Consider the following 24,123-nt stretch of genomic DNA (forward strand, 5'->3'; position numbering starts at 1 on the left):
AAGATGAGTAATTTGTTAGCTATCTCTCTTTTTAACGAAATTGCATTTGGTTTTGTAAAGTTTCGCTTTATTTATTGCTGGGGCTCTGAAAGCTGCTTTTTGCCAAATTTTACTTGTTGGATCACCAAGCCGCTGATGATCAGCACTAAGCCAATCAAAGTGGATGGGTGAATCTCTTCACCAATGATGGTCGCAAGCAGCATGAGCGAGATGAATGGTGAAGCGAAAATCAGGTTGCTGATGCGTGCGGTGTTCTCGGTGAGCTTGAGTGCCGTTAGCCACAACACGAAGGTCACGCCCATCTCAAACAGGCCAACATAAGTCACTGCCGCCCAACCTTTCGCGGTGATTTGGCTCCAGTCTGCGCCTTCATAAATGCTTAAACCAATCGCAAACGGAATCGCGACCAGAAAGCCCAATAGCACGCCCACCACTGGATCGGCTTTGTTTTTGGTGTTGAGAATCCAGTAACTTGCCCAAAGTAGTGTTGAAAGTAGCGCTAATCCCACACCAAGCGGACTTTCGAATTCCAGTCCGAGCACGTTGCCTTTGGTGGCAATTACGATGACACCCAAGTAACTAAAGCCACAAGCAATCCAGTCTTTATTGCGGATCTTCTGACCCAAGAAAACCGCCGCCATCAAGGTGAGCGTGATCGCCCAACTGTAGTTGATCGCCTGTGCTTGGGAGGCTGGCAGTAAGTCGTATGCTTTAAACAAGATAAGGTAGTACGCCAGCGGGTTAATCAATCCAAGCAGCAAGTAGTACCAAGGGTTGGAAAGGAACGTCGAGCTGAGCTGATTCAACTTCCCCTGCACACCACATACCATGATGAGTGCGATGGCCGAGACAATACTCGCCATGGTCAGCATCTGAATCGGTGTGAATTCCGCCAAAGTCAATTTAAATGCGGTCGCTACTGTTGACCAAAGTAATACCGCTGATAGCCCAAATCCTAGGGCGCGACGCTCGTTCATGATGCCTCTGTGTGATGATGTACCGCTCATCGCTGTTGGTTTGAGCTAGTGTGAGAATGTTGTATGGAGCACCTAGTGTATGCGAGGATTTTTCATCCAACAAACTGGACATTTATCCAGTGTGTAAATACCATTATTAGAGATAAAAAACACAGGCTAACTCGCTATTATGCAATGGATTCTTGAGCATCAATCTCTCATTCTGTCTTCTCTTTTTACCGCGACTATTAGCGGCATTGCAGTGGGTTGGTGGGTCAAACAACGTTTTGCCACGCAAACCCAGCTACTTGAACAACAGCTCTTTTCTGAAAAACAACTTCATCAACAACAACTTGAGCAAGTGAAGCAAAGCCTTGCTGAGGCGCAGCAAGAACTAGATGAACTCGATGATGAACGCGATAAAGCAGCATTCGAGGTGCGCCAAACTCACGGTAAATTGATGGCGGCGATGGAAAAGCTGCGTTACTTCGAAGCAGTGAAGCAAGAGCGTCAGCAGTATTTTGATGAGCTAGGGCAGATGCGTGAGCACAAATCGCGTCTTGAAACACAACTTGGTGAGCAGCAAGCGCGCCACGAGCAAATCAACCAAGCCAATGCAGAAAAACTGCAAATTCTTGAACAAGCAGAAGTGCGTTTGAAGCAGCAATTTGAACACCTAGCGAATCAGTTGTTTGAAGAGAAAACCGCCAAAGTCGATATGCAAAACCGTCAGAGCTTGGAAGGTTTGCTGTCTCCACTAAAAGAGCAGCTGGAAGGGTTCAAAAAACAAGTTAACGACAGCTTTAGCCAAGAAGCCAAAGAGCGTCACACCTTGGTGCATGAGTTGAAGAACCTGCAACGCTTGAATGAGCACATGACCCGAGAAGCGGTCAATCTGACTCAAGCTCTGAAAGGTGACAACAAGCAGCAGGGCAACTGGGGTGAAGTGGTTCTGGCTCGTGTCTTGGCGGAGTCTGGTTTGCGTGAAGGGCATGAGTATCAAACTCAGGTGAGTTTGCAAAACGAAGCGGGCAAACGCTATCAACCGGATGTGATTGTTCACTTACCGCAAAACAAGCAAGTGGTGGTCGATTCGAAAATGGCGCTGGTGGCATACGAGCGCTACTTCAACGCAGAGAACGACGTTCAACGAGAGCAGGCGCTGAGCGATCACTTAGCCGCGCTGCGCGCGCACATCAAAGGTTTGAGCCTTAAAGATTACCACCAGTTAAAAGGCATCCAGAGCTTAGACTACGTGCTGATGTTTATTCCGGTGGAACCTGCATTCCAAGTTGCAATTCAAGCTGACCCGAGCTTGGTTAAAGACGCAATGGAACAAAATATTATTTTGGTCAGTCCTACCACTTTGCTGGTGGCGCTACGTACGATAGATAACTTGTGGCGTAACGAGCGCCAAAACGAAAACGCCCAACTGATCGCTGAACGCGCTGCGAAGTTGTATGACAAACTACGCTTGTTTGTAGACGATATGGAAGGGCTGGGCGGCGCATTAGACAAAGCCAACCAAACGTACCAAGGCGCGATGAATAAGTTGGCGACAGGGCGCGGCAACGTGATCCGTCAGGCGGAAAGCTTTAAGCAACTCGGGGTTGAGGTAAAACGTCCTATTTCTCCTGATCTTGCCCAGTTAGCGCAGAGTGAGTCATTTTCGGAAAATGCTTCTTTAGTAGAAAGACATCCGGCTGAGGATAAAGTAAACTAATCGCCCGCAGTACAGTGGGCGACTATATTTGTCAGCAACCGCCCCGAAGTGAGAAAGTGCTGCCCAAGAGGAATCAGAATGACGGACACAAGCGTGCAATCAAATACAGCGTTAGAAAATGACACTACCCACTTTGGTTTTACCACCGTGGCAAAAGACGAAAAAGTGACCAAAGTTGCCGAAGTTTTCCACTCAGTGGCAGCAAAATACGACATCATGAATGACCTGATGTCAGGTGGCGTTCATCGCCTTTGGAAGCGTTTTACTATTGATTGCAGTGGCGCTCGTCCGGGACAACGTGTTCTTGACCTAGGTGGTGGTACTGGCGATTTAACGGCGAAATTCTCGCGCATTGTAGGCGATCAAGGCCACGTAATCCTAGCGGACATCAACAACTCAATGCTGAATGTAGGTCGTGACAAGCTACGCGACAACGGCATTGTAGGTAACGTGCATTACGTGCAAGCGAATGCAGAAGAACTGCCTTTTCCAGATGATTACTTTGACGTGATCACTATCAGCTTCTGTCTACGTAACGTAACTGATAAAGACAAAGCACTGCGCTCTATGTTCCGCGTATTGAAGCCAGGTGGTCGTTTGTTGGTGCTTGAGTTCTCAAAACCAATCCTAGACCCGCTATCAAAAGTGTACGACGCGTACTCATTCCACCTATTGCCAAAAATGGGTGAACTAGTAGCGAACGACGCAGACAGCTACCGTTACCTAGCTGAGTCTATCCGCATGCACCCAGACCAAGATACGCTGGAAGGCATGATGAAAGAAGCAGGCTTCGAAAACACCAAATACTACAACCTAACGGGTGGTATTGTGGCGCTGCACCGCGGCTACAAATTCTAAGGATAAGCGGTATGCCATTTGAACCTCTTATCACAGCCGTTATTGAAACGACATTAAATACGCTGATTAAAGACGATCCTGAATTGGGTCGTCGTTTGTCACGTCTTAAAGGTCAGGTGATTCAAATTCATCTGAAAGAAATCAATAAGACGCTGACGTTCATCTTCAGCCAGCAAATCGATGTTTTGGGTAATTACGAAGGTCAGCCAGATTGTTATCTGTCGTTGAATCTAAGCGTACTGCCTGAGTTGCGCGATCAAGCCAACATCACCCGCCTTATCAAGCAAGACAAACTTGAGCTTGAAGGTGACATTCAATTGGCACAGAAATTCTCTCAATTGATGGTGGATTGCAAACCTGATATCGAAGAATGGTTGTCTCGCGTGACAGGTGATGTCGTGGCACATACTTTTGTGCAAGGCACCAAAAACGTCGGTGGTTTCTTTGCTTCTCAAGCAGAAAAACACCAACGCCATCTTGCTCAAGTAGTAACAGAAGAGTGGAAACTGGCGCCAGCACCGCTAGAAATTGCTCATTTCTGTGACCAAGTGGACGACCTTCGCAGCCAAGCTTCTCGCGTTGAAGCGCGCCTAAACGCACTACTAAACAAGTTCGATTCGGATAAGCCTGCGCTGGAGAACTCATGACGCCAGCAGAAATAAAGCGCTTATACCACATCATTAAAGTTCAGCTGGAATACGGCTTGGATGAGTTGTTGCCCGATCATCAACTGACCAAAGCGCCGCTTTTGATGCGCAAAAGCCTATTCTGGATGAAGAACAAGCACCCAGAAAAACCACTGGGTGAACGCCTTCGTCTCGCTCTGCAAGAACTTGGTCCGGTTTGGATTAAGTTCGGTCAGATGATGTCGACTCGCCGTGACCTTTTCCCACCGCATATCGCTGATCCTCTTGCGCTTTTGCAAGACCAAGTTGCGCCATTTGATGGGCAGTTAGCGAAAGAACAAATGGAACTCGCTCTGGGCGGTCCATTAGAAAACTGGTTTACTGAATTTGATATCAAACCGTTAGCGTCTGCGTCGATTGCTCAGGTGCATACAGCGCGATTAAAAGACACTAACCAAGAAGTGGTATTAAAGGTCATCCGTCCAGATATTCGTCCGGTCATTGATTCAGATCTAAAACTGATGCACCGAATGGCGCGTATAGTCGCCGGAGCGATGCCTGAAGCACGTCGTTTGAAACCAGTTGAAGTGGTTCGCGAGTATGAAAAAACCTTACTTGATGAACTCGATTTGCGTCGTGAAGCGGCGAACGCGATTCAACTGCGTCGCAACTTCGAGGGCAGTGAAGAGCTTTACGTACCAGAAGTTTTTCCTGACTTTAGTAATGAAACTGTCATGGTTTCTGAGCGAATATATGGCATCCAAGTCTCTGATATTGAAGGCTTGGAAGCAAATGGCACCAATATGAAATTGCTCGCGGAACGCGGTGTGAGTGTGTTCTTCACTCAGGTGTTCCGAGACAGCTTTTTCCATGCCGACATGCACCCGGGCAACGTGTTCGTTAAACCGGAGCATCCAGAGAATCCGATGTGGATTGGGCTGGATTGCGGGATCGTTGGTACACTTAATAGTGAAGACAAACGCTATCTGGCGGAAAACTTCCTCGCTTTCTTCAATCGTGACTACCGCCGCGTAGCGGAATTGCACGTTGATTCGGGGTGGGTACCTGCCGATACCAATGTCGATGAATTTGAATTTGCGATTCGCATTGTGTGTGAGCCAATCTTTGCTAAACCACTGTGTGAAATCTCTTTCGGTCACGTACTGTTGAACCTGTTCAACACTGCGCGTCGATTCAATATGGAAGTGCAGCCGCAGCTTGTATTGCTACAAAAAACGCTGTTGTACGTCGAAGGACTGGGTCGCCAGTTGTACCCGCAACTAGATTTGTGGGAGACCGCGAAACCTTTCCTTGAAGAATGGATGATGAACCAAGTCGGTCCGCAAGCTTTAGTGAATGCCATTAAAGACCGTGCGCCGTTTTGGGCAGAGAAGTTACCGGAACTGCCGGAGCTGCTTTACGATAGCCTTAAACAAGGTAAAGCCATGAATCAACGCATGGATCAGCTTTACCAAGGTTACCGTCAGAGTAAGCGTCAGCAGGCGACAGGAAAGTTTTTATTTGGTGTTGGAGCCACTTTAGTCGTATGCTCGGCAATATTGGTGGATAACGCTTATGAGCAGCTATCGATGGCCTGCGGTATCGCAGGGGTCACATTTTGGTTGCTTAGTTGGCGAGCTTATCGTCGATAGACGTTAAACTCTTGAAATAAATTTGTTTAAAGACCCGAGGTAAAAAGAATGGGTGGTATCAGTGTTTGGCAACTTCTAATCATTGCTGTAATTGTTGTATTGCTATTCGGAACTAAGAAACTACGCGGTATCGGTGGCGATCTGGGTGGTGCCGTTAAGGGCTTCAAAAAAGCAATGAGCGAAGATGAGCCTGCGAAGAAAGACGACAAAGACGCAGACTTCGAGCCAAAAAGTCTAGAAGAGCAGCAAAAGAAAGAAGCAGCTCCTGAATCGAAAAAAGACAAAGAGCAGGCGTAAAACGTGTTTGATATCGGTTTTTGGGAACTGGTATTAATATCTGTTGTTGGTCTGGTTGTTCTTGGTCCCGAGCGTTTGCCACATGCCATCCGCAGTGTCTCTCGTTTTGTCGGAGCAGCGAAGAGTATGGCAAACAGCGTCAAAGACGAGTTGTCACACGAGCTGAAAGTTCAAGAACTGCAAGAAAACTTGCGCAAAGCTGAGCAAATGGGGATGGATGATCTATCTCCTGAGCTGAAATCTTCAGTCGAAGAGTTGAAGAAAGCGGCGCAATCTGTAAACCGCCCTTACGCGGAGCCAACCAAATCAGAAGCGGAGCCTAAACAAGAGGCACCTGCGACTGAAACCGTTGAGAAAGCGGAAGAGATTAAGGTTACAGCGGCAGATAAGAAAGCCGAATAGTCTCATTAGGAGGAGCTACTAGTGATTGGTAGCTCCTTTTTGATCAGGTTTTAAAAAAGAGGTTTGCCATGTCTACCGTCGAGCAGACACAACCTTTAATTAGTCATTTATTAGAACTTCGCAACCGACTGCTCAAAGCCATTGCTGCAGTATTGGTGGTGTTTGTTGGACTAATTTACTTCTCTAACCACATCTATGAGTTTGTCTCAGCGCCTTTGGTAGAGCGTCTACCTGAAGGTGCCACGATGATTGCTACTGATGTGGCTTCACCGTTTTTCACGCCTTTGAAGCTAACCTTGATTGCTTCGGTGTTTATTGCGGTGCCGTTTATCTTGTACCAAGTGTGGGCATTTGTTGCGCCAGGCTTGTACAAGCATGAACGTCGATTGATCATGCCACTGCTGTTCTCGAGCTCACTGTTGTTCTATTGCGGCGTGGCGTTTGCCTACTTCGTGGTATTCCCGCTGGTGTTTGGTTTCTTTACTGCTATCTCTCTTGGTGGGGTAGAGTTCGCAACCGACATCTCGAGTTACCTTGATTTTGTTCTGGCGCTGTTTATGGCGTTTGGTATTGCGTTTGAAGTGCCTGTAGCAATTATCTTGCTATGTTGGACTGGCGCAACCACACCACAAGATCTGAAAGAGAAGCGCCCATACATTATTGTGTGTGCGTTTATTGTCGGCATGCTATTGACGCCGCCGGATATGATCTCGCAAACCCTACTCGCAATTCCGATGTGTTTGCTGTTTGAGGTGGGTTTGTTCTTCGCGCGTTTCTACACACGTAAAGATGACGAACAAGAAGAAGTGGAAGAGTAAGCTTGAGGTTATATGCCTGCGCCTTTCATTAATCGAATATAGAGCCCTGCTTTTTGCAGGGTTTTTCGTATTGGAAGAAGGAGTACGGAGGTGTTAGTGCTGACAATGTTATGCAATAGAAAACCCCATAATGTAGAAGGCCGTCGAAAAACTGTTAGGTAGTTATAAACGCTCATAGCATTTACAGACTTAAGTAGTGGAGTGAATTAGTATCCGGTGAATAACAAGGAAAGTAAGTTAATGAATCTATTGATATCTTTAGGAGTTTCTCGTGGCCGGTAAGAAATTTATGACATATATCCTGACTTATTGTTTTGTCTTTTTTTCCAGTTCTAGCTTTGCAATCGATAACCCTGATGCTGTTGATTATACCCAACGGTATTTGGAAGTTGTGAGTCAATACGAGAGTCAGTTGAATGCAATAGATTCAACAGGTGTTGATGTGTTGGCAAAATACTCTAACTATATGGATTTTCTGGATTCAGAATTGAACAACGCCTATGGTTTGGCTAGAGAAAAAATACCTTCAAAAGAATTTGATAACTTAAAGCAATCACAACGTCAGTGGATTAAATATCGCGATGCAGAATTTGAGTTTATTGATGTTAATTGGGTACAAGAAAACTTTGGTACTTCCTCAAGGTTATCGCGATTCCATTACAAAGCGAGCGTAATTAAATCGAGAACGACCCAACTGTATGATTATGTGAAGAACTACTAGGTTTGGTCGGTTGATTGAAGCGGTCAACGGTTTGCCGCTTCAATATGATTATCTAAAGATGGCCTTATGATAGAGCAAACAACTTTTCTGCATTATTAGTGGTGATGCGATCCACTTCCTCAATTGGCACTTCAAGCAATTCCGCTACGCGTGCTGCCACCAACGAAGTATAAGCCGGCTCGTTACGTTTACCACGATGTGGTACAGGCGCTAGGTATGGGCAGTCTGTTTCTAGAATTACCCAGTCCATATCCAGATGCGGGATGACCTTATCCATACCACCATTTTTAAACGTAGAGACACCACCCAGACCTAAGTGGAATCCTAGCTCGTTGATCGCTTGCGCTTCTTCTACGCTACCGCCAAAACAGTGGAATACACCACGTAAGCGACCGTCTTGTTCTTGACGAAGTAAGATCAGTGTTTCTTCAATAGAGTCACGTGTATGGATAACGACAGGTAAATCCATCTCTTTAGCCCAGTTTAACTGAGTCACAAACGCCATCTCTTGCTCTGCGCGGAAAGTTTTATCCCAGTAAAGATCGATACCGATTTCGCCCACTGCAATGAAGTTGTGCTTATCAAACCAGCCACGAATGATTTCCAGTGTTTGTTCCACATTGCCGTCCACGTAACAAGGGTGTAGCCCCATCATTGAACGACAAACCTCAGGGTAAGTTGCTTCGGTTTTTAGCATCGGCTCAATAGATTCAAGATCGATGTTTGGCAGCAGAATTCTATCAATGCCTTGTTCTAAAGCGCGCTTCACCACCTCGTCGCGGTCGTTATCAAATTCGCTAGCGTAAATATGAGCGTGAGTATCGATCATCGTTGGTCTCTATGGTTTATCGGTATATGGAATTAGTGAGAAGTATACTTGAGTGTGAGTGCTGGGTCATTTTCGGTTTTTTTCATGCCGTTTTTCCATATTGCTGCTCGCAAGGTACATCAAGAGTGATATGATTTTGCCACCAGATGATTTGATCATCGTAACCTTCCAGACAAGGAGAAAGTGGTGTCTGTATCAATTCAAGGTCCATTCCCTGCACGCCGTATGCGTCGTATGCGTAAGCACGATTTTAGTCGTCGTCTGATGGCTGAAAACCAAGTTTCAGTAAACGATCTGATTTACCCAATGTTTGTTTTAATGGGTAAAGATCGCCGTGAAAGTGTTGAATCGATGCCGGGTGTAGAGCGTTTGTCGATTGATTTAATGCTAGAAGAAGCACAATACCTAGCGAACCTAGGCGTACCAGCAATCGCGCTTTTCCCTGTCGTAAACCAAGACGCTAAAAGCTTATGTGCGGCTGAAGCCTACAATCCTGAAGGTTTGGTTCAGCGCGCAGTACGTGCATTAAAAGAGCACGTACCTCAAATCGGTGTGATCACAGACGTGGCACTCGACCCATTCACTACACACGGCCAAGACGGCATCATCGATGAAGATGGCTACGTGATGAATGATGAAACAACCGAAGTTCTTGTAAAACAAGCACTGTCTCACGCAGAAGCCGGCGCAGATGTAGTTGCACCATCAGATATGATGGATGGCCGTATCGGTAAAATCCGTGAAGCACTAGAAGAAGCGGGTCACATCCATACTCAAATCATGGCTTACTCTGCGAAGTACGCATCAAACTACTACGGTCCATTCCGTGATGCGGTCGGTTCAGCATCGAACTTAAAAGGTGGCAACAAGAAAAACTACCAAATGGATCCTGCAAACAGCGATGAAGCGCTGCATGAAGTAGCACTCGACATCAATGAAGGCGCAGACATGGTGATGGTTAAGCCTGGTATGCCTTACCTTGATGTGGTTCGCCGTGTTAAGACTGAGCTTCAAGTTCCAACATTCGCTTACCAAGTTTCTGGTGAGTATGCGATGCACAAAGCGGCCATCATGAATGGTTGGTTAAAAGAGCGTGAGACCGTGATGGAATCTCTGCTTTGTTTCAAACGTGCCGGTGCTGATGGCATCCTGACTTACTTCGCGAAAGACGTAGCTGAGTGGTTAGCGGAAGAAAACGCACAAGCTGCAGAGCACCTAGTAAAGACTCAAGAAGCGACAGAAGAGTAATTATCGCTCAATGAGAAAAGCCAGGCCGACAATTGTTGTCGGTCTGAATATACCCAAGTACCCTCAAGACGGAATACACACGGCTTGAAGTTACTTGGGTATATTTATTTCTGGAGAGTAAGACAATGACAATGCTGATTCGTGAAGGCACGCTGGAAGAAGCGATCCAAGTGGTGGCTCGTGTTACTGAGTTTGCACGTGGTGAGACGGTTGAATCCATGGCAGGGCGCCTTGGAGATAAAAAAAGTTTAATCTTAGTGGCTGAGAAAGCAGGCGCGATCCTTGGCTTTAAAATTGGTTATGAGCTAGATGATCACTCATTCTACAGCTGGTTCGGTGGCGTAGCGCCAGAAGCGCGCAATGAGGGTGTTGCGCAGATGTTGTTAGAAGCTCAAGAGGACTGGGTCGCTGAGCAGGGCTATAAAACCTTAAAAGTGAAATCACGTAACCAATTTCCTGCCATGCTCCGTTTGTTGCTAAGAAATGATTACATCATTGAAAAATTTGAAGAAAAACCTAACTTGCGTGAGTCTCGAGTCCACTTTATTAAGGCGCTATAAAAATAAATGAGATTTTTTCTCATTTAGCTATTGACTGTTAAATGAGAATCATTATTATTAAACCTGTCTTAGGGAATGAGGAAAGTTCACAAGGACGTTGAATTGCTAATTAACTGCGGTTTATTAACTGAGTGTTGAGAAGGTAATGAAACATTTTCCCAGAACTTGCACGAATTCTTTTTGACACGACATTGCTCACATTGCTTCCAGTGTAATTTATAGCTTCTTGGTCAAGCTGCCATACAAATGGAAATAGCTTTACCGCTTCTGCTAGGCGACCCTATATGGGTCGCTTTTTCTTTTCTAATTTTTCTATTTGACGCCATCATTTTTAACTTTTCCACATAACATGATCATTTTAGGATCGTTGATCTTTTCGTCTTTTTATAAATATTTCATTAAAAAACAATGGTTTAAATTGCTATTTTGCAGTTTTTTTTAGTTGAGGAAAACCAGTGGATAATTTCTACTAACAGAGTTATCCACAGCTTGGTGTCTTTTGTTTGTATGAAACGGGGATATTTCCGAGAGCTGGATCGAGCGAACAAGATAGATTCGGATCAGTAGTCATGGCATTCTAAGCAGATCTATTAAGTACTGATTTGGATACAGACAATTATGGCAAGTATTCCTGAAAATCCGTTGATTCTGATCGACGGCTCTTCTTATCTATATCGCGCTTTTCACGCTTACCCTGGCACGATGAGTAACGGTGAAATCCCAACTAACGCTGTTTACGGTGTGGTGAACATGTTACGTAGCATGATGCGCCAGTTCGCTTCTGATCGTATCGCGGTGGTTTTCGATGCGAAGGGTAAAACCTTCCGTGACGATATGTACCCGGAATACAAAGCGAATCGCCCACCAATGCCGGATGATCTTCGTTGCCAGATTGAACCACTGCACAACGTCATTCGTGCCATGGGTCTGCCTCTAATCTGTATTCCTGGTGTAGAGGCCGATGATGTGATCGGCACTCTGGCTTATCAGGCATCGCAGCAAGGCATGCCTGTTTTGATCAGTACTGGCGATAAAGATATGGCGCAGTTGGTGGATGACAACGTTACCTTGATCAACACCATGACCAACGTCGTGATGGATCGCGAAGGTGTCGTTGAGAAGTTTGGTATCCCACCAGAATTGATCATCGACTACCTAGCGTTGATGGGCGATAAAGTTGATAACATTCCTGGCGTTCCGGGTGTCGGTGACAAAACCGCAACGGCTCTGCTACAAGGCATTGGCGGTCTGACAAAGCTGTACGAAAACCTTGATGATATCGCTGCACTTGGCTTCCGTGGCTCGAAAACCATGGCGAAGAAGCTAGTCGACAACAAAGACAATGCCATGCTGTCTTACGAGCTTGCCACCATCAAGCTGGATGTGGAGCTGGATGAGACGCCAGAATCATTGCTAAAAGCAGAACCAAGCACAGATGAGCTGATCAAACTGTACGGTCAGTTGACGTTTAAATCTTGGCTAAATGAGCTCTTAGAAGGCGGCACAGGCGTGGTTGAAGCGGATGAATCAACTGGCTCAGCGCGTGGTGGTTCTGCTTCATCTAAAGCCGATATGGATACCTCAGCGGTAAAAATCGACCGTAGCCAATACGAAACCATCCTAGATGAAGCTTCATTCAATGCTTGGTTAGACAAACTAAAAGCATCGGAGTTATTCGCGTTTGATACCGAAACCGACAGCCTAGATTACATGGTGGCAAACTTGGTTGGTTTGTCACTTGCAACAGATGAAGGCATTGCTGCTTATGTACCAGTGGCTCACGACTACCTAGATGCGCCGCAGCAACTGGATCGTGATTGGGTATTGGCACAGCTAAAGCCGATTCTTGAAGATGAGGCTCAAGCCAAAGTCGGTCAGAACCTAAAATACGATGCATCTGTGTTGGCTCGCTATGGCATTGAGATGAAAGGCATCAAGCACGACACTATGTTGGCGTCTTACGTATACAACAGTGTTGGCGGTAAGCACGATATGGACAGCTTGGCACTGCGATTCCTGCAGCACAGCTGCATTTCATTCGAACAAATCGCAGGCAAAGGTAAGAACCAGCTAACCTTCAACCAAATTGATCTTGATGAAGCTTCTCCATACGCGGCAGAAGATGCGGACGTGACACTTCGTCTACACAACCGTCTATCGGCGAACATCGATCAAGATGAAAAGCTAAAAACGGTTTACGAAGAGATTGAAATGCCACTCGTGCCAGTGTTGTCTCGTATTGAGCGCACTGGTGTACTGATTGATGACATGAAGTTGGGCGCGCAGTCGGTAGAAATCGCAGCTCGTCTTGAAGAGCTTGAGCAAAAAGCCTACGAGATTGCGGAACAAGAGTTCAACATGAACTCACCTAAGCAGCTGCAAGCAATCCTATTTGAGAAAATGGGTCTACCGGTTATTAAGAAGACGCCTTCAGGTACGCCTTCTACCAATGAAGAAGTGCTGCAAGAGCTGGCTTTGGACTACCCACTACCAAAACTGATTTTGGAGTACCGTGGTCTGGCGAAGCTAAAATCCACATACACTGACAAATTGCCGAAGATGATCAATCCATCAACGGGTCGTGTACACACGTCTTATCATCAAGCGGTAACCGCAACGGGTCGTCTATCATCGACCGATCCTAACTTGCAGAATATCCCAATTCGTAACGAAGAAGGTCGCCGTATTCGCCAAGCATTTATTGCTCCTACAGGGTACAAGATTCTGGCTGTCGACTACTCACAGATTGAATTGCGTATTATGGCGCACTTATCGGATGACCAAGCGCTGCTTGATGCATTCCGCCATGGCAAAGATATCCATGCAGCGACGGCTGCAGAAATCATGGGCGTTTCTATTGAAGACGTTTCCAGCGAGCAGCGTCGTCGCGCAAAAGCGGTTAACTTCGGTCTAATCTACGGCATGAGTGCATTTGGTTTGGCGAAGCAACTGGGTATTCCTCGTGGTGAAGCTCAAGCGTACATGGACAAGTACTTCGAGCGCTATCCAGGCGTGATGCAGTACATGGAAGACACGCGCAGTGCGGCTTCAGAGCAAGGCTTCGTCGAGACCATCTTTGGTCGCCGTCTACACCTTCCTGAAATTCAATCTCGTAACGGCATGCGTCGTAAGGCGGCAGAACGTGCAGCGATCAATGCACCGATGCAAGGTACCGCTGCAGACATCATCAAGAAAGCGATGTTGTTAGTTGATCAGTGGATTCAAGAAGAAGGCAACGGTCGAGTGAAACTTCTGATGCAAGTACACGATGAACTGGTATTTGAAGTTGAAGAGTCGTCTTTGTCCGAAATTGAAAGTAAAGTACAGAATTTGATGGAATCTGCAGCAGAGCTGAAAGTGCCCCTAGTGGCAGAAGCAGGTCACGGTGACAACTGGGATCAAGCACACTAGTCATTTTTAAGCCAATTTAGCCCATTTAGTATGAGCCAGCGCACAAACGCTGGCTTTTTTGTGTCATTAAAAAAGCAAATCAGATCTGAGATTTAATGTTGCTTAATAAAACTTTCATGAAAAAAAACTACAAAAGTTCTTTGCAAATCTGACCAATTGTTGTACATTATCTCTCGTAGGGTACAGAGGTAAGATGTTCTATCTTTCAGACCTTTTGTTTCACGTTATTGGATTAGGCTGATTCAGCCGCCCCAGTCAGTTTTTGACTGGGGCGTTTTTTATTGGGCGAAAGAAAAATTTTCTTTTTGATCAGTAAGTTAAGCTAAACCCTCAAAAACCTTCTTTTTTGACCTCTCTAAGCCACTGCAAAATCTCGATTTTTCCTTCAAATTTATTGCGTTATTCATGCTGTAAATTTACGCCAGTCACACTATTATTTTTTCTTGAAAGAAACTAAGTTACGTCTTTTTGATACTTCGTTTAACTTAACTGTCTGAATATTAAGACTATTGGATGGTTTGGGTGGGGATATTTGTCGGTGAGCAGGAAATAAGATTGCTTTTTAACCTATTGAAATCGAATCTCAGTTCAGTAATGCTTCGCCACATAACAATAATTACCAATTTTTCTCTCCCGTTATCCCTGCCAGGAAGGTGGGGATTTTTATTGCCTGAAATTCACGTTTTTAGATGACAGATAAACAAAAGCCCCACCAAAAGGCAGGGCTGTGTCGAAAAAATTTAACAAATTTTGTTAATTATTCTTCGCCGCTCTCTGGAGCGTTTTGCTCGTCTTCTTCAATCAAGTGTGCAAATGCTGGTGCAAACCAAGTGTCCAGTTTGGCACGTAGCTGATCGACACCTAGACCTTTCAGTGAAGAGAACACATCAACCGATACGTCACCACCAAATGTTTCCACTTGCTTGCGGATTTTCAGTAGCGTTTGTTTGCGAGCACCGCTTTTCAGTTTGTCTGCTTTAGTCAGAAGAACTTGAACAGGGATGCGGCTGTCGATTGCCCAGAAAATCATTTGTTGGTCGAGATCTTTCATTGGGTGACGGATGTCCATCAGAACCACCAAGCCTTTTAGGCACTCGCGTTTCTGTAGGTATTCACCTAATGATTTTTGCCATTTGTTCTTCATCTCAACCGGTACTTGAGCGAAGCCATATCCTGGCAAATCGACAATGTGACAACCTTCTTCCACTTTGAAAAGGTTGATCAATTGAGTACGACCTGGTGTCTTTGATGTCTTTGCTAAGCTTTTTTGGTTAGTAAGACGGTTAAGTGCACTCGATTTACCAGCGTTTGAGCGTCCTGCAAACGCAATTTCGACACCTTCGTCCTCAGGTAAGTGACGAATATCGGGTGCGCTGGTGATGAAATGCGTGTTTTGGTAATGAATTTTTACGCTCACTGTTAACTCCATCTCGACTTTGTGTAGTCGATTGATTACTTTTTTGTGAAATTGTGTAAAATAACCGTGCTCGGCATAAGGTCGCCTATTGTACCATGAGTGTACGCGGTATGTTCACATTCCGTGGTACTGGAAGCTTGATAATTATAATGGAATGTCATGAAGAAATTAGCGCTAATTTTGAGTCTTTTAGCCAGTTGCTCAGTATGGGCCCAAGGTAATATTGAAGCTGGTAAAGCAAAATCACAAACTTGTGTCGCCTGTCACGGAGCGGACGGTAACAGTGCAATCGCAATGTACCCGAAACTTGCAGGCCAACACGCTAAGTATCTTGAGAAGCAGTTAAAAGATCTAAAACTAGGTATGACTAGTGGTGGTAAGCAAGGTCGTTACGACCCTGTGATGAGTGGTATGGCAATGCCACTGAGCGATGAAGACATCGCTGATCTATCTGCATACTATGCCTCTCTACCAATCTCAGAGAGTTCAACACCAGAAGATGTTGTTGACAAAGGTAAAGTACTTTACACCGCTGGTAACGCAGAACGCGGTCTAACCGCATGTATCGCATGTCACGGCCCTCGTGGTAACGGCACTGAGCTTTCAGGTTTCCCTAAAATTTCTGGTCAGCACTCTGACTACATCAAAGCTCAGCTAGAAAAGTTCCGTGATGGTAACCGTGGTAACGATATGAACGCCATGATGCGTGACATCGCGAAAAAAATGACAGACGAAGACATCGAAGTTCTGTCGAAATACGTTGGCGGTCTGCACTAAACCCCTACATAGTTCGAGCACAGTTATACAAATATGCCCTAGCTTTTTTGCTGGGGCATTTTTGTTAGTGATCTTGATCACATATGGATTTTCATTCACAAGTGATAGTTAGCTCGGTGCTTTGTGAGACATTTGCCATACTTGTTCGATACTATTTCTCATCTTGTTCTTTAAGTGATTGATAGATTAGACTATTTATTTTTGACCAAAAAATCCTATCAATAATTCTTTTCAATGACTTGTCGGTTTTTATCCAGTCCGTAAAGTAGAGGCTGTTCACAAGGAGTGAATGACAGGAATTTAGACCATGGATATAAGGTCTCCAAGGACGCAAACGAAGGACGTTTGATAGTCGGAAAAGGGACTTAGGTAGGCAAGGAGCCTATCAGATATGGATGGTCATCTAGTCTAACGGTTAAGACAGCGAAACGGATCAAGCTCAGGAAGTAGCTCAGTAGACAGGAAGTAAACGGATAGCCAAAACTCATCAGGAAGATGAAGAACAACACTTTTTGGCAAGGAAAGCTCGAAAAACAAAAGGATTCTTGGTGCACCAAATGAGTGCAACACAGTTTCGCCACTATTGGTGGCATTCAGAAAGCGACAGTCTCACTGTCGCTTTTTTTATACCTTCAATTCCGATAAAAACTTTTTTAACAAAAACTGCTGAAAAAGTATCCAGTAACACTCCAATCTGAGTCCACTTTCTGGTATGTTTCGCATCCCTGTTTGAGGAAGTCAGCATGCACACCTGTCCTTTATGCCAGAATCAGCGCACTCACCACTTTTTTGAAGATAAGCAACGCGAGTATCTTCAATGTGAGCAGTGCAGTTTGGTATTCGTCAATCCAGACCAACGTTTGGATGCGGAAACTGAAAAAGCTCACTATGATCTGCATGAGAACAATCCTGAAGATATGGGATATCGCCGTTTTTTGGCACGAATTGCTGACCCAATCGCAGAGCGAATTTCACCACAATCGAACGGAATCGACTTTGGTTGTGGTCCGGGCCCTACGCTTTCCTTAATGCTAGAAGAAGCGGGGCACAACATGGCGTTGTACGATCTTTACTATCACCCAGATACTTGTGTGTTGGAAAAGCAGTACGATTTCATGACAGCAACAGAGGTGATCGAACACCTCTACCACCCAGATATGGTGTGGAAGCAATGGTTGAATTTAGTTAAGCCAGGTGGCTGGATAGGCCTGATGACGAAAATGGTCATCGATGTAGAAGCCTTTCGGACATGGCACTATAAGAACGATCCAACGCATGTGGTGTTCTTTAGCCGTGATACGTTCCAGTTCCTAGCAGAGCGGGATAAGCTCGAACTCGAATTTATTGGTAATGATGTAATTTTACTGAGGAAGACCCAGTAATGAGCCGTAAAAAGAAATCAAGAAAGCCAGGTGCCTCTGGCGCACCTGAGTTTGTAGTAACTCGTAACCGTACAGAATCAGATGTAGAAGGTCGTCTACGTAAGCGCGCGAAAAAGCGTAAAGGCTTGAAGACTGGTAGCCGCAACTCTGATGCGGAAGAGCAGAAGAAACAAGCCGCAGCGCAAAAACGCGATCCTCGCTTAGGCAGCAAGAAGAAGATTCCTCTGATTGTTGAGCCAGCGAAGAAGCAAACGAAACAAGAGCGTCGTCTATCTGCTGAGCAAGAGCTAGAGATGCTAGAAAACGATGCGCAATTGAACGTGTTGTTGGATCGTATCGAAGCGGGCGAGAACCTAGGTACTGGTTTACAGAAATATGTAGACGAGAAGCTAGATCGCATCGAGAAGCTAATGGATCAACTAGGTCTACTAGAGCCGGAAGAAGACGACGAAGACTTTACTGCGCCAGCAGTAAAAGGGTCTCGTAACGACGACGATCTACTTGCAGACTTCGACGATATCAACTTCGACGACTACAAAGGATAAGTAATCCATGAACGTAACCTTATTAGCGATTGCGGGTGCAGTGATTATTATCGCGCTGGCTTCTTATGCAGGTTACCTTCTGCTTCAATTGAAAAAGCAAAAGGAATTGCAGCTGAAGCATCAAAAATTGGCGATCGATAAGCGTAACGCCAACATTTTTGAGAACGTGCATACCTTGTGTCAGGCGGGCATCCAAGGGCAATGTGACTTGTCGGAAATCAGTATTCGTGTTTACAACATCATGGACTATGTTCAGGGTGAAGACCGTGTTGATTTTGATAAAACATACCCTGCGATTTCTGAGCTGTATCATGTTGTGAAAGATATGGCGCGCGGTGAAGACCGTCAGAATCTTGCTAAGAAAGAGCGTATGCAACAAAACTTAGATCGCCATAAAGCGGAGCAGCGCTTAACGGATGCGATCATAGAAGAGCTCAAAGTGTTGCAAAAAAACGTCCAGCCACTGAATAACCAAATCAATATTCAGATGATCTAATTCGTACCCCTGATGGTTTCTTTATCACCATTGGGGGTATCGTGATCACGCTAGCACTTCTTTGGTTTTATACTTAAAAAGCCGCCAACGGCTACCGTAGTTGCCATCGTCGTATGGCAAAATAACGGTTTCTGAATATCGGGCGACGGTTTTCGTCTCCCTAGCATTTAACGGAAAGTACCACCATGTCGAATCAACACACTGAATCGAAACAGCAAATCGTCTGGGATCAAGCGGTATTGGATAAGTACAACTACTCTGGCCCGCGCTACACGTCGTACCCGACAGCACTGGAGTTTCATGAAGCGTTTACCATTTCGGACTACGATATGGCATGCACTCAGTACCCAGATCGTCCGCTATCTCTGTACGTTCACATTCCGTTTTGTCATAAGCTTTGCTACTACTGTGGCTGTAATAAAGTCATTACTCGCCATTCGCATAAGGCTGACGAATACTTGGATGTACTTGAGCACGAGATTCGTCAACGCGCGTCACTATTGGGTGAACGCCAGGTGACTCAATTGCACTTTGGTGGTGGTACACCAACTTTCCTATCTGAAAAGCAAATCACGCGTGTGATGAACTTGCTACGCCAAGAGTTTACGTTTAGTGCGGATGCGGAAATCAGTATTGAAGTTGACCCACGTGAAATCGAGCTCACTATGCTGGATCACTTGCGTGGTGAAGGCTTCAACCGTCTGAGCATTGGCGTGCAGGATTTCAATAAAGAAGTTCAACAGCTCGTGAACCGTGAGCAAGATGAAGCATTTATCTTTGCGATGGTTGCTCGCGCAAAAGAACTTGGTTTCCGCTCAACCAACCTTGATTTGATTTATGGTTTACCGAAGCAAACTAAGGCATCTTTTGCGAAGACACTAGAGCAAGTGTTAGAAATGCAGCCAGGTCGTTTGTCTGTGTTTAACTATGCGCACATGCCACAACTGTTTGCTGCGCAGCGTAAGATCAAAGACGAAGATTTGCCAAAAGCGGAAGAGAAGATGGCGATTCTGCAAGACACCATCGCTACGCTAACAGGTGCTGGTTACCAGTTCATCGGTATGGACCACTTTGCCATGCCAGATGATGAGCTTGCTGTTGCTCAACGTGAAGGCATCTTGCACCGCAACTTCCAAGGTTACACGACGCAAGGTGAATGTGACTTGGTAGGCTTTGGTGTTTCTGCAATTTCAATGATTGGTGATGCCTACGCACAAAACCAAAAAGAATTGAAAAAGTACTACGCACAAGTGAATGAATCTCGCCACGCGCTGTGGAAAGGTGTATCACTGGATGCGGATGATTTGCTACGTCGTGAAGTGATCAAACAGCTTATCTGTAACTTTAAGCTGGATAAGAAGGCGATTGAGTCTGAATTTGGCGTTAAGTTTGAGCAATACTTCAAAGAAGACCTAGAGCTACTACAAACCTTCATTAATGACGAGTTAGTGGAAGTGGATGACCGTGAAATTCGCGTTACGCTTCGTGGTCGTCTGTTGATCCGTAACATCTGCATGAGCTTCGATAAATACCTAAGAGCGAAAGCGCGTCAGCAGCAATTCTCGCGCGTTATCTAATCTTTAGCCGATTCTAGATATAAAAAATGCCAGCAAATGCTGGCATTTTTTTATGTTTTTGCGGCAATTAAGCGCGATCTTTCACTTTTTCTTTCAGTTCAGCTTTTTCTGCATCTGATAGGAAAGCGATGTCTAGACCGTTGATCTGCGCTTGGCGAATCTGTTCTTGAGTTAGGCCTGCTGCTGGTGCCGCCACTTCGTATTCGTAAGGCAGTTCAATACCTTCCACTGCTGGATCGTCCGTGTTTAGACACGCAAGTACGCCGTGATCTAGGAACTGTTTCAGCGGGTGGTTTGCTAATGATTCAACAGTGCTAGTTTGGAAGTTTGACGTTAGGCACGATTCAATACCAATGCGGTTTTCTGCAAGGTAGTCCATCAATTTAGGATCTTGGATTGCTTTAACGCCATGGCCGATACGCGTTGCACCAAGCTCTTGAATTGCTTGCCACATGCTTTCCGCGCCTGCTGCTTCACCTGCGTGAATAGTGACGTTTAGACCAGCATCACGCACTTGTTTAAAGTGAGAAACAAAACGATCGCCAGGTTGACCAAGTTCATCACCAGCAAGGTCTACAGCTACGATGTGATCTTTTTGGCTTAGGATACCTTCCAGTTCCTGTTGACAAGCATCTGTACCAAAAGTACGGCTCATGATACCGATTAGGTTTGCCTTAATACCGAAGTCACGCATGCCCGCTTGCACACCATCAACGACGGCTTCAACTACGCCAGCTACTGGTAGTTTGTGTTTCATTGCCATGTAGTAAGGCGAGAAGCGAAGTTCAGCGTAATCAATTTGTGCGTTAAGTGCGTCTTCTACGTTTTCGTAGGCAACACGGCGACATGCATCTAGATCGCCCAATACCGCCACACCCCAGTCTAGCTTAGAAAGGAAAGCTACAAGAGATGGTTCTGCTTCGACAATTTGAACGTGTGGTGTAAGAGACTCAATATCGTATGCCGGAAGCGCTACACCGAACTTTTGGCCAAGTTCGAGAATCGTTTGAGTGCGGATATTACCGTCGAGGTGACGGTGCAAATCTGTAAGGGGTAGATTCTTAGTTATCATTATGTCGATCCAGATAATTGTGAACAGGAATAGAATTGCAGTTAAGTATAAATAACAGTTCGGTAGATTGTCAGTAGAGGATGACTACGAAATCAACAATTTCAGCTCTTTTCTACTTCATGTTAACCAAATGTGTTGGCCATTCTTCGATCGGTAATGGACGGCTGTAATAGAACCCTTGAACCTGTGTACAGCCTAATGAGCGTAAAAGCCGTGCTTGTTCTGCCGTCTCCACACCTTCCGCGACCACGTTTGCTTTCAAACCTTTAGTGATGGTAATGATTGCGGCGAAAACGGAGTTTTCCAGATTATTTGGGTTTAATCTATTAGTGAACGTCCTGTCTATTTTTAGACAAGTAAATGGCAAGCTATCTAGGTACGCTAGCGAGGAGTAGCCTGTGCCAAAATCATCAATGGCAATCCCAACGTTCATTTCGCGTAGCTTGAGCATATTGTCTAGGGTTGTTGGGTCTCCGCCAACAATTTTGGACTCAGTGATTTCAAGTGTGAGGTTTTGAGCGCACAATCCTGTCTGAGATAATATTTGGGCAACATCTGTGATGAACTCAGGACATGAAAGTTGGTTGACTGAAACATTCACGTGCAGTTGGAAATCTTTGTGCCAACGACCATTTTCAATTGCGGTTTGAGTTTCTTGACAGGCCTTAAGTAAGATTTGGTGACCGATTTGTTTGATCATGCCACTCTCTTCAGCAAGAGCAATAAAGTCCAAAGGCGAGACTACGCCATCGGCACTGTGCCAACGTGCTAGAGCCTCTGCACCAACAACCTCACCACTAGATAAATCAATAATTGATTGGTAATACGGTATAAACTCTTTTTGCTCAATACCTTGCTGTATTTTGGCAATCATCTGAGTTCGGAACTTAGAGGCGCTGGCCATTTCTGGACTGTAATAACACACCCCAGAATGGGTTTCTTGCTTGGCGTAACTCAATGCAATACTGGCATTGCGTAACCATTGCTGCATTTGGTATTCAGGCTGCGTTTCCACAACACCAATGGCAATATTCATGATGACAGTTTCATCTGCGCAGAGAAACGGAGAGGCGAAGACTTGTTGCAGCCGTCTAACGGTTAGGCGAACTTCCTGCTCTTTTTGCAAGTTGGGTGCGTAAACTGCAAATTCATCACCACCAATACGAGCTAATACAAACTCATCACCAAACTGCTGATCGAGTCGCTCTGCAATACGGAGCAATAGTTGATCACCATTATGGTGACCGACGCTGTCATTGATATCTCTGAAGCGGTTAATTCCGAGCAGGTATACACTGCCACCTTGTTGGCTTGGCATGGTACTGCTGATTTCAATTAAGCCTTGTCGGCTATACAGGCGTGTCAATGAGTCGTATATCAACTGCTCTCTTAATGCTTTGAACGATACTTTTAGGTTATTCGCCATCTCATTGAACGCGTGCACCAACGTCGTGGTTTCATAAACGTAGCCAGGACGAGGCATTGAGCCATCCCAGTTGCCTTTGGCTAGGTTTTGCGCTGCTGAGGCAGTAGCATTGATCGGACGAGTGACTCGGTTAAAGATAAACCAAGTGATCGAAATACCCAGTAGGGTCACAAGTAAACCCACCAACCAGCTTTTTCTTTGGCTGTTCGGAAGTGTCCCAACTAAATCTGATTCAGAGACAGAAATACCAATAAACCAGGTGAGTCCATAATCATCAGTGTAAGGTGTGATTCGGCTAAACAAGCGTTCACCCGAGTGTTCTAGCTGAAAAGTATAAGGCTGTGAAGTTGAGTTTAAAGCAAGTGCACTCACCCTAGATGCACTGATTTGGATGATTGGGTCGGTGCTTTCTTTAGCAAGCAAGCGCTGGCCCTTATGAGTGAATTTGGTTCCCCAAGAAACGACGCTACCTGCACTTGATTGCGCTACTAAGCGATGCTCTTCATCCATAATAAACACAGAAGCTTTGGTATTCTGTTGCAGCTCTCTTAAGAAGGCATTGAGCGTGTTGATGCGAATATCAGTGACGAGCACACCAGCAAAGTCGCCATGCTCGAAAACAGGAGTCATCGCGGATAGCGTGATTTCTTGACGTTCATCCGCGTTCGCATAGATTGGCGACCAAGTCGGCTGATGGGCTTCTGCCACGGGCGTATACCAAGGCCGAACTCGGGGGTCATACTGTGAGATAACCGATCGTAAACCTGTACTTGGCGTCTTCCCGTTATAGATTGCTAAATTACCATCAGTTCGCTTGTCTTGAATCATTAAGGTGTATTCACCGTTTGCTTCGCGACGAAAGCCGGCATAGTCTCCGGTGATCGAACCAAAGCCAATAACATCCAACTGAGGAATGGAGCTGTAAAGATCTTGGAAGGCGCTTAATAAATACGATTCAATATCGGCAGTATTATTGGGGTGGAATAGATTGTGAAAGCTGACGCTATGGCCCAGTGCTTGAACCGCTGCAAATGGTTTTCTTAGGTAGTCATTCAAGTGATCATGAACGCCTTCCGTTAACACCGTCAGCTGTTTGTTACTGATGTCAGTGACGACCTCTTCATAGCTCTGCTTTTGGACAAAAATGATCACCCCGATTGCAAACATAAATATCAGCAAGAAAGGAATCAAAACAGCAGTGCGTAAAGTGATTTGTGTAGTCGGTGGTGACATGGCCTAGTATTTATTATGGGTTGCTATACTGTAATTGTACTGGCGTTCTTGTCACCAAGCGAGTCAATTTTTACTCGCTTAGTGACTAAATATCAAA

21 protein-coding genes are annotated in these 24,123 nt (G+C 45.4%); 16 read left to right on the plus strand and 5 right to left on the minus strand.

Annotated features, from left to right (window positions below; all coding sequences use genetic code 11):
* Positions 1-71: 71 nt before the first annotated feature.
* A complete protein-coding gene (locus KIV41_RS00115) occupies positions 72-977 on the minus strand; it encodes a DMT family transporter (RefSeq protein ID WP_045386153.1) in 906 nt (301 codons plus the stop codon).
* A 169-nt stretch (positions 978-1,146) separates the two neighbouring features.
* On the opposite strand from KIV41_RS00115, the gene rmuC reads away from it, so the two are divergent.
* The 8 genes from rmuC to KIV41_RS24855 all read left to right on the plus strand — a co-directional run bounded on the left by rmuC (position 1,147) and on the right by KIV41_RS24855 (position 8,053).
* Positions 1,147-2,679, plus strand: coding sequence for a DNA recombination protein RmuC (rmuC, locus tag KIV41_RS00120; RefSeq protein ID WP_045386155.1), 1,533 nt, complete (start codon positions 1,147-1,149; stop codon positions 2,677-2,679).
* A 78-nt stretch (positions 2,680-2,757) separates the two neighbouring features.
* Positions 2,758-3,537 carry a bifunctional demethylmenaquinone methyltransferase/2-methoxy-6-polyprenyl-1,4-benzoquinol methylase UbiE gene (ubiE, locus tag KIV41_RS00125; protein WP_045386158.1) on the plus strand — a complete coding sequence of 260 codons (780 nt, stop codon included), beginning with the start codon at positions 2,758-2,760 and terminating at the stop codon, positions 3,535-3,537.
* Between the two features lie 11 nt (positions 3,538-3,548).
* On the plus strand, positions 3,549-4,184 hold the full coding sequence (locus KIV41_RS00130) for an SCP2 domain-containing protein (protein WP_285335488.1): 636 nt from the start codon (positions 3,549-3,551) through the stop codon (positions 4,182-4,184).
* Entirely contained in the window at positions 4,181-5,815 is a 1,635-nt protein-coding gene (gene ubiB, locus KIV41_RS00135) for a ubiquinone biosynthesis regulatory protein kinase UbiB (RefSeq protein ID WP_285335489.1), read from the plus strand. Before KIV41_RS00130 ends, ubiB begins: the two co-directional genes overlap by 4 nt.
* Before the next feature lie 48 nt (positions 5,816-5,863).
* Positions 5,864-6,112 (plus strand): Sec-independent protein translocase subunit TatA, encoded by a 249-nt coding sequence (tatA, locus tag KIV41_RS00140; protein WP_005429959.1) that lies wholly within the window; start codon positions 5,864-5,866, stop codon positions 6,110-6,112.
* A gap of 3 nt (positions 6,113-6,115) precedes the next feature.
* Positions 6,116-6,514 (plus strand): Sec-independent protein translocase protein TatB, encoded by a 399-nt coding sequence (tatB, locus tag KIV41_RS00145; protein WP_005430029.1) that lies wholly within the window; start codon positions 6,116-6,118, stop codon positions 6,512-6,514.
* 68 nt (positions 6,515-6,582) lie between these two features.
* Entirely contained in the window at positions 6,583-7,332 is a 750-nt protein-coding gene (gene tatC / locus KIV41_RS00150; protein ID WP_005429982.1) for a twin-arginine translocase subunit TatC, read from the plus strand.
* Positions 7,333-7,603: 271 nt separating this feature from the next.
* On the plus strand, positions 7,604-8,053 hold the full coding sequence (locus tag KIV41_RS24855; RefSeq protein WP_010444930.1) for a lysozyme inhibitor LprI family protein: 450 nt from the start codon (positions 7,604-7,606) through the stop codon (positions 8,051-8,053).
* Between the two features lie 64 nt (positions 8,054-8,117).
* On the opposite strand, the gene KIV41_RS00160 is transcribed toward KIV41_RS24855, so the two are convergent.
* On the minus strand, positions 8,118-8,882 hold the full coding sequence (locus KIV41_RS00160; protein WP_285335490.1) for a TatD family hydrolase: 765 nt from the start codon (positions 8,880-8,882) through the stop codon (positions 8,118-8,120).
* Between the two features lie 186 nt (positions 8,883-9,068).
* Between KIV41_RS00160 and hemB the strand changes: the two genes are divergently transcribed.
* From hemB to polA, 3 genes are all read left to right on the plus strand, one after another.
* On the plus strand, positions 9,069-10,130 hold the full coding sequence (hemB, locus tag KIV41_RS00165) for a porphobilinogen synthase (protein WP_010444934.1): 1,062 nt from the start codon (positions 9,069-9,071) through the stop codon (positions 10,128-10,130).
* A 125-nt stretch (positions 10,131-10,255) separates the two neighbouring features.
* Positions 10,256-10,690, plus strand: coding sequence for a GNAT family N-acetyltransferase (locus tag KIV41_RS00170; RefSeq protein ID WP_171305021.1), 435 nt, complete (start codon positions 10,256-10,258; stop codon positions 10,688-10,690).
* Between the two features lie 618 nt (positions 10,691-11,308).
* Complete coding sequence (gene polA / locus KIV41_RS00175) at positions 11,309-14,101, plus strand: DNA polymerase I (protein WP_285335491.1); 2,793 nt, start codon at positions 11,309-11,311, stop codon at positions 14,099-14,101.
* Positions 14,102-14,858: 757 nt separating this feature from the next.
* Here the strand turns inward: polA and yihA are convergent.
* Positions 14,859-15,518, minus strand: a complete 660-nt coding sequence (gene yihA / locus KIV41_RS00180) for a ribosome biogenesis GTP-binding protein YihA/YsxC (RefSeq protein ID WP_005448545.1) — start codon at positions 15,516-15,518, stop codon at positions 14,859-14,861.
* Positions 15,519-15,677: 159 nt separating this feature from the next.
* On the opposite strand from yihA, the gene KIV41_RS00185 reads away from it, so the two are divergent.
* The 5 genes from KIV41_RS00185 to hemN all read left to right on the plus strand — a co-directional run bounded on the left by KIV41_RS00185 (position 15,678) and on the right by hemN (position 20,295).
* Positions 15,678-16,295, plus strand: a complete 618-nt coding sequence (locus tag KIV41_RS00185) for a cytochrome c (protein ID WP_005448544.1) — start codon at positions 15,678-15,680, stop codon at positions 16,293-16,295.
* 743 nt (positions 16,296-17,038) lie between these two features.
* Positions 17,039-17,677: a class I SAM-dependent methyltransferase gene (locus KIV41_RS00190; RefSeq protein ID WP_005448542.1), complete on the plus strand. Its 639-nt coding sequence runs from the start codon at positions 17,039-17,041 to the stop codon at positions 17,675-17,677.
* Positions 17,677-18,222: a Der GTPase-activating protein YihI gene (gene yihI, locus KIV41_RS00195; RefSeq protein ID WP_005448540.1), complete on the plus strand. Its 546-nt coding sequence runs from the start codon at positions 17,677-17,679 to the stop codon at positions 18,220-18,222. The genes KIV41_RS00190 and yihI overlap by 1 nt, the downstream gene beginning before the upstream one ends.
* Positions 18,223-18,229: 7 nt before the next feature.
* Entirely contained in the window at positions 18,230-18,718 is a 489-nt protein-coding gene (locus tag KIV41_RS00200; RefSeq protein ID WP_285335492.1) for a DUF2489 domain-containing protein, read from the plus strand.
* 185 nt (positions 18,719-18,903) lie between these two features.
* Positions 18,904-20,295 carry an oxygen-independent coproporphyrinogen III oxidase gene (gene hemN / locus KIV41_RS00205; protein WP_005448537.1) on the plus strand — a complete coding sequence of 464 codons (1,392 nt, stop codon included), beginning with the start codon at positions 18,904-18,906 and terminating at the stop codon, positions 20,293-20,295.
* Between the two features lie 67 nt (positions 20,296-20,362).
* On the opposite strand, the gene add is transcribed toward hemN, so the two are convergent.
* Together add and KIV41_RS00215 are read right to left on the minus strand one after the other, a co-directional pair.
* Complete coding sequence (gene add / locus KIV41_RS00210) at positions 20,363-21,367, minus strand: adenosine deaminase (protein ID WP_285335493.1); 1,005 nt, start codon at positions 21,365-21,367, stop codon at positions 20,363-20,365.
* A 112-nt stretch (positions 21,368-21,479) separates the two neighbouring features.
* Positions 21,480-24,026 (minus strand): EAL domain-containing protein, encoded by a 2,547-nt coding sequence (locus KIV41_RS00215; RefSeq protein WP_285335494.1) that lies wholly within the window; start codon positions 24,024-24,026, stop codon positions 21,480-21,482.
* Positions 24,027-24,123 lie beyond the last annotated feature (97 nt).

It is taken from the genome of Vibrio sp. D401a (assembly GCF_030248515.1).
GTDB lineage: Bacteria > Pseudomonadota > Gammaproteobacteria > Enterobacterales > Vibrionaceae > Vibrio > Vibrio rotiferianus.

Bases quoted from the DNA above. Each gene is read 5' to 3' on its own strand.
- KIV41_RS00115 (WP_045386153.1), bottom strand. From the start codon at position 977: ATGAACGAGCGTCGCGCCCTAGGATTTGGGCTATCAGCGGTATTACTT.
- rmuC (WP_045386155.1), top strand. From the start codon at position 1,147: ATGCAATGGATTCTTGAGCATCAATCTCTCATTCTGTCTTCTCTTTTT.
- ubiE (WP_045386158.1), top strand. From the start codon at position 2,758: ATGACGGACACAAGCGTGCAATCAAATACAGCGTTAGAAAATGACACT.
- KIV41_RS00130 (WP_285335488.1), top strand. From the start codon at position 3,549: ATGCCATTTGAACCTCTTATCACAGCCGTTATTGAAACGACATTAAAT.
- ubiB (WP_285335489.1), top strand. From the start codon at position 4,181: ATGACGCCAGCAGAAATAAAGCGCTTATACCACATCATTAAAGTTCAG.
- tatA (WP_005429959.1), top strand. From the start codon at position 5,864: ATGGGTGGTATCAGTGTTTGGCAACTTCTAATCATTGCTGTAATTGTT.
- tatC (WP_005429982.1), top strand. From the start codon at position 6,583: ATGTCTACCGTCGAGCAGACACAACCTTTAATTAGTCATTTATTAGAA.
- KIV41_RS00160 (WP_285335490.1), bottom strand. From the start codon at position 8,882: ATGATCGATACTCACGCTCATATTTACGCTAGCGAATTTGATAACGAC.
- KIV41_RS00170 (WP_171305021.1), top strand. From the start codon at position 10,256: ATGACAATGCTGATTCGTGAAGGCACGCTGGAAGAAGCGATCCAAGTG.
- polA (WP_285335491.1), top strand. From the start codon at position 11,309: ATGGCAAGTATTCCTGAAAATCCGTTGATTCTGATCGACGGCTCTTCT.
- KIV41_RS00185 (WP_005448544.1), top strand. From the start codon at position 15,678: ATGAAGAAATTAGCGCTAATTTTGAGTCTTTTAGCCAGTTGCTCAGTA.
- KIV41_RS00190 (WP_005448542.1), top strand. From the start codon at position 17,039: ATGCACACCTGTCCTTTATGCCAGAATCAGCGCACTCACCACTTTTTT.
- yihI (WP_005448540.1), top strand. From the start codon at position 17,677: ATGAGCCGTAAAAAGAAATCAAGAAAGCCAGGTGCCTCTGGCGCACCT.
- KIV41_RS00200 (WP_285335492.1), top strand. From the start codon at position 18,230: ATGAACGTAACCTTATTAGCGATTGCGGGTGCAGTGATTATTATCGCG.
- hemN (WP_005448537.1), top strand. From the start codon at position 18,904: ATGTCGAATCAACACACTGAATCGAAACAGCAAATCGTCTGGGATCAA.
- add (WP_285335493.1), bottom strand. From the start codon at position 21,367: ATGATAACTAAGAATCTACCCCTTACAGATTTGCACCGTCACCTCGAC.
- KIV41_RS00215 (WP_285335494.1), bottom strand. From the start codon at position 24,026: ATGTCACCACCGACTACACAAATCACTTTACGCACTGCTGTTTTGATT.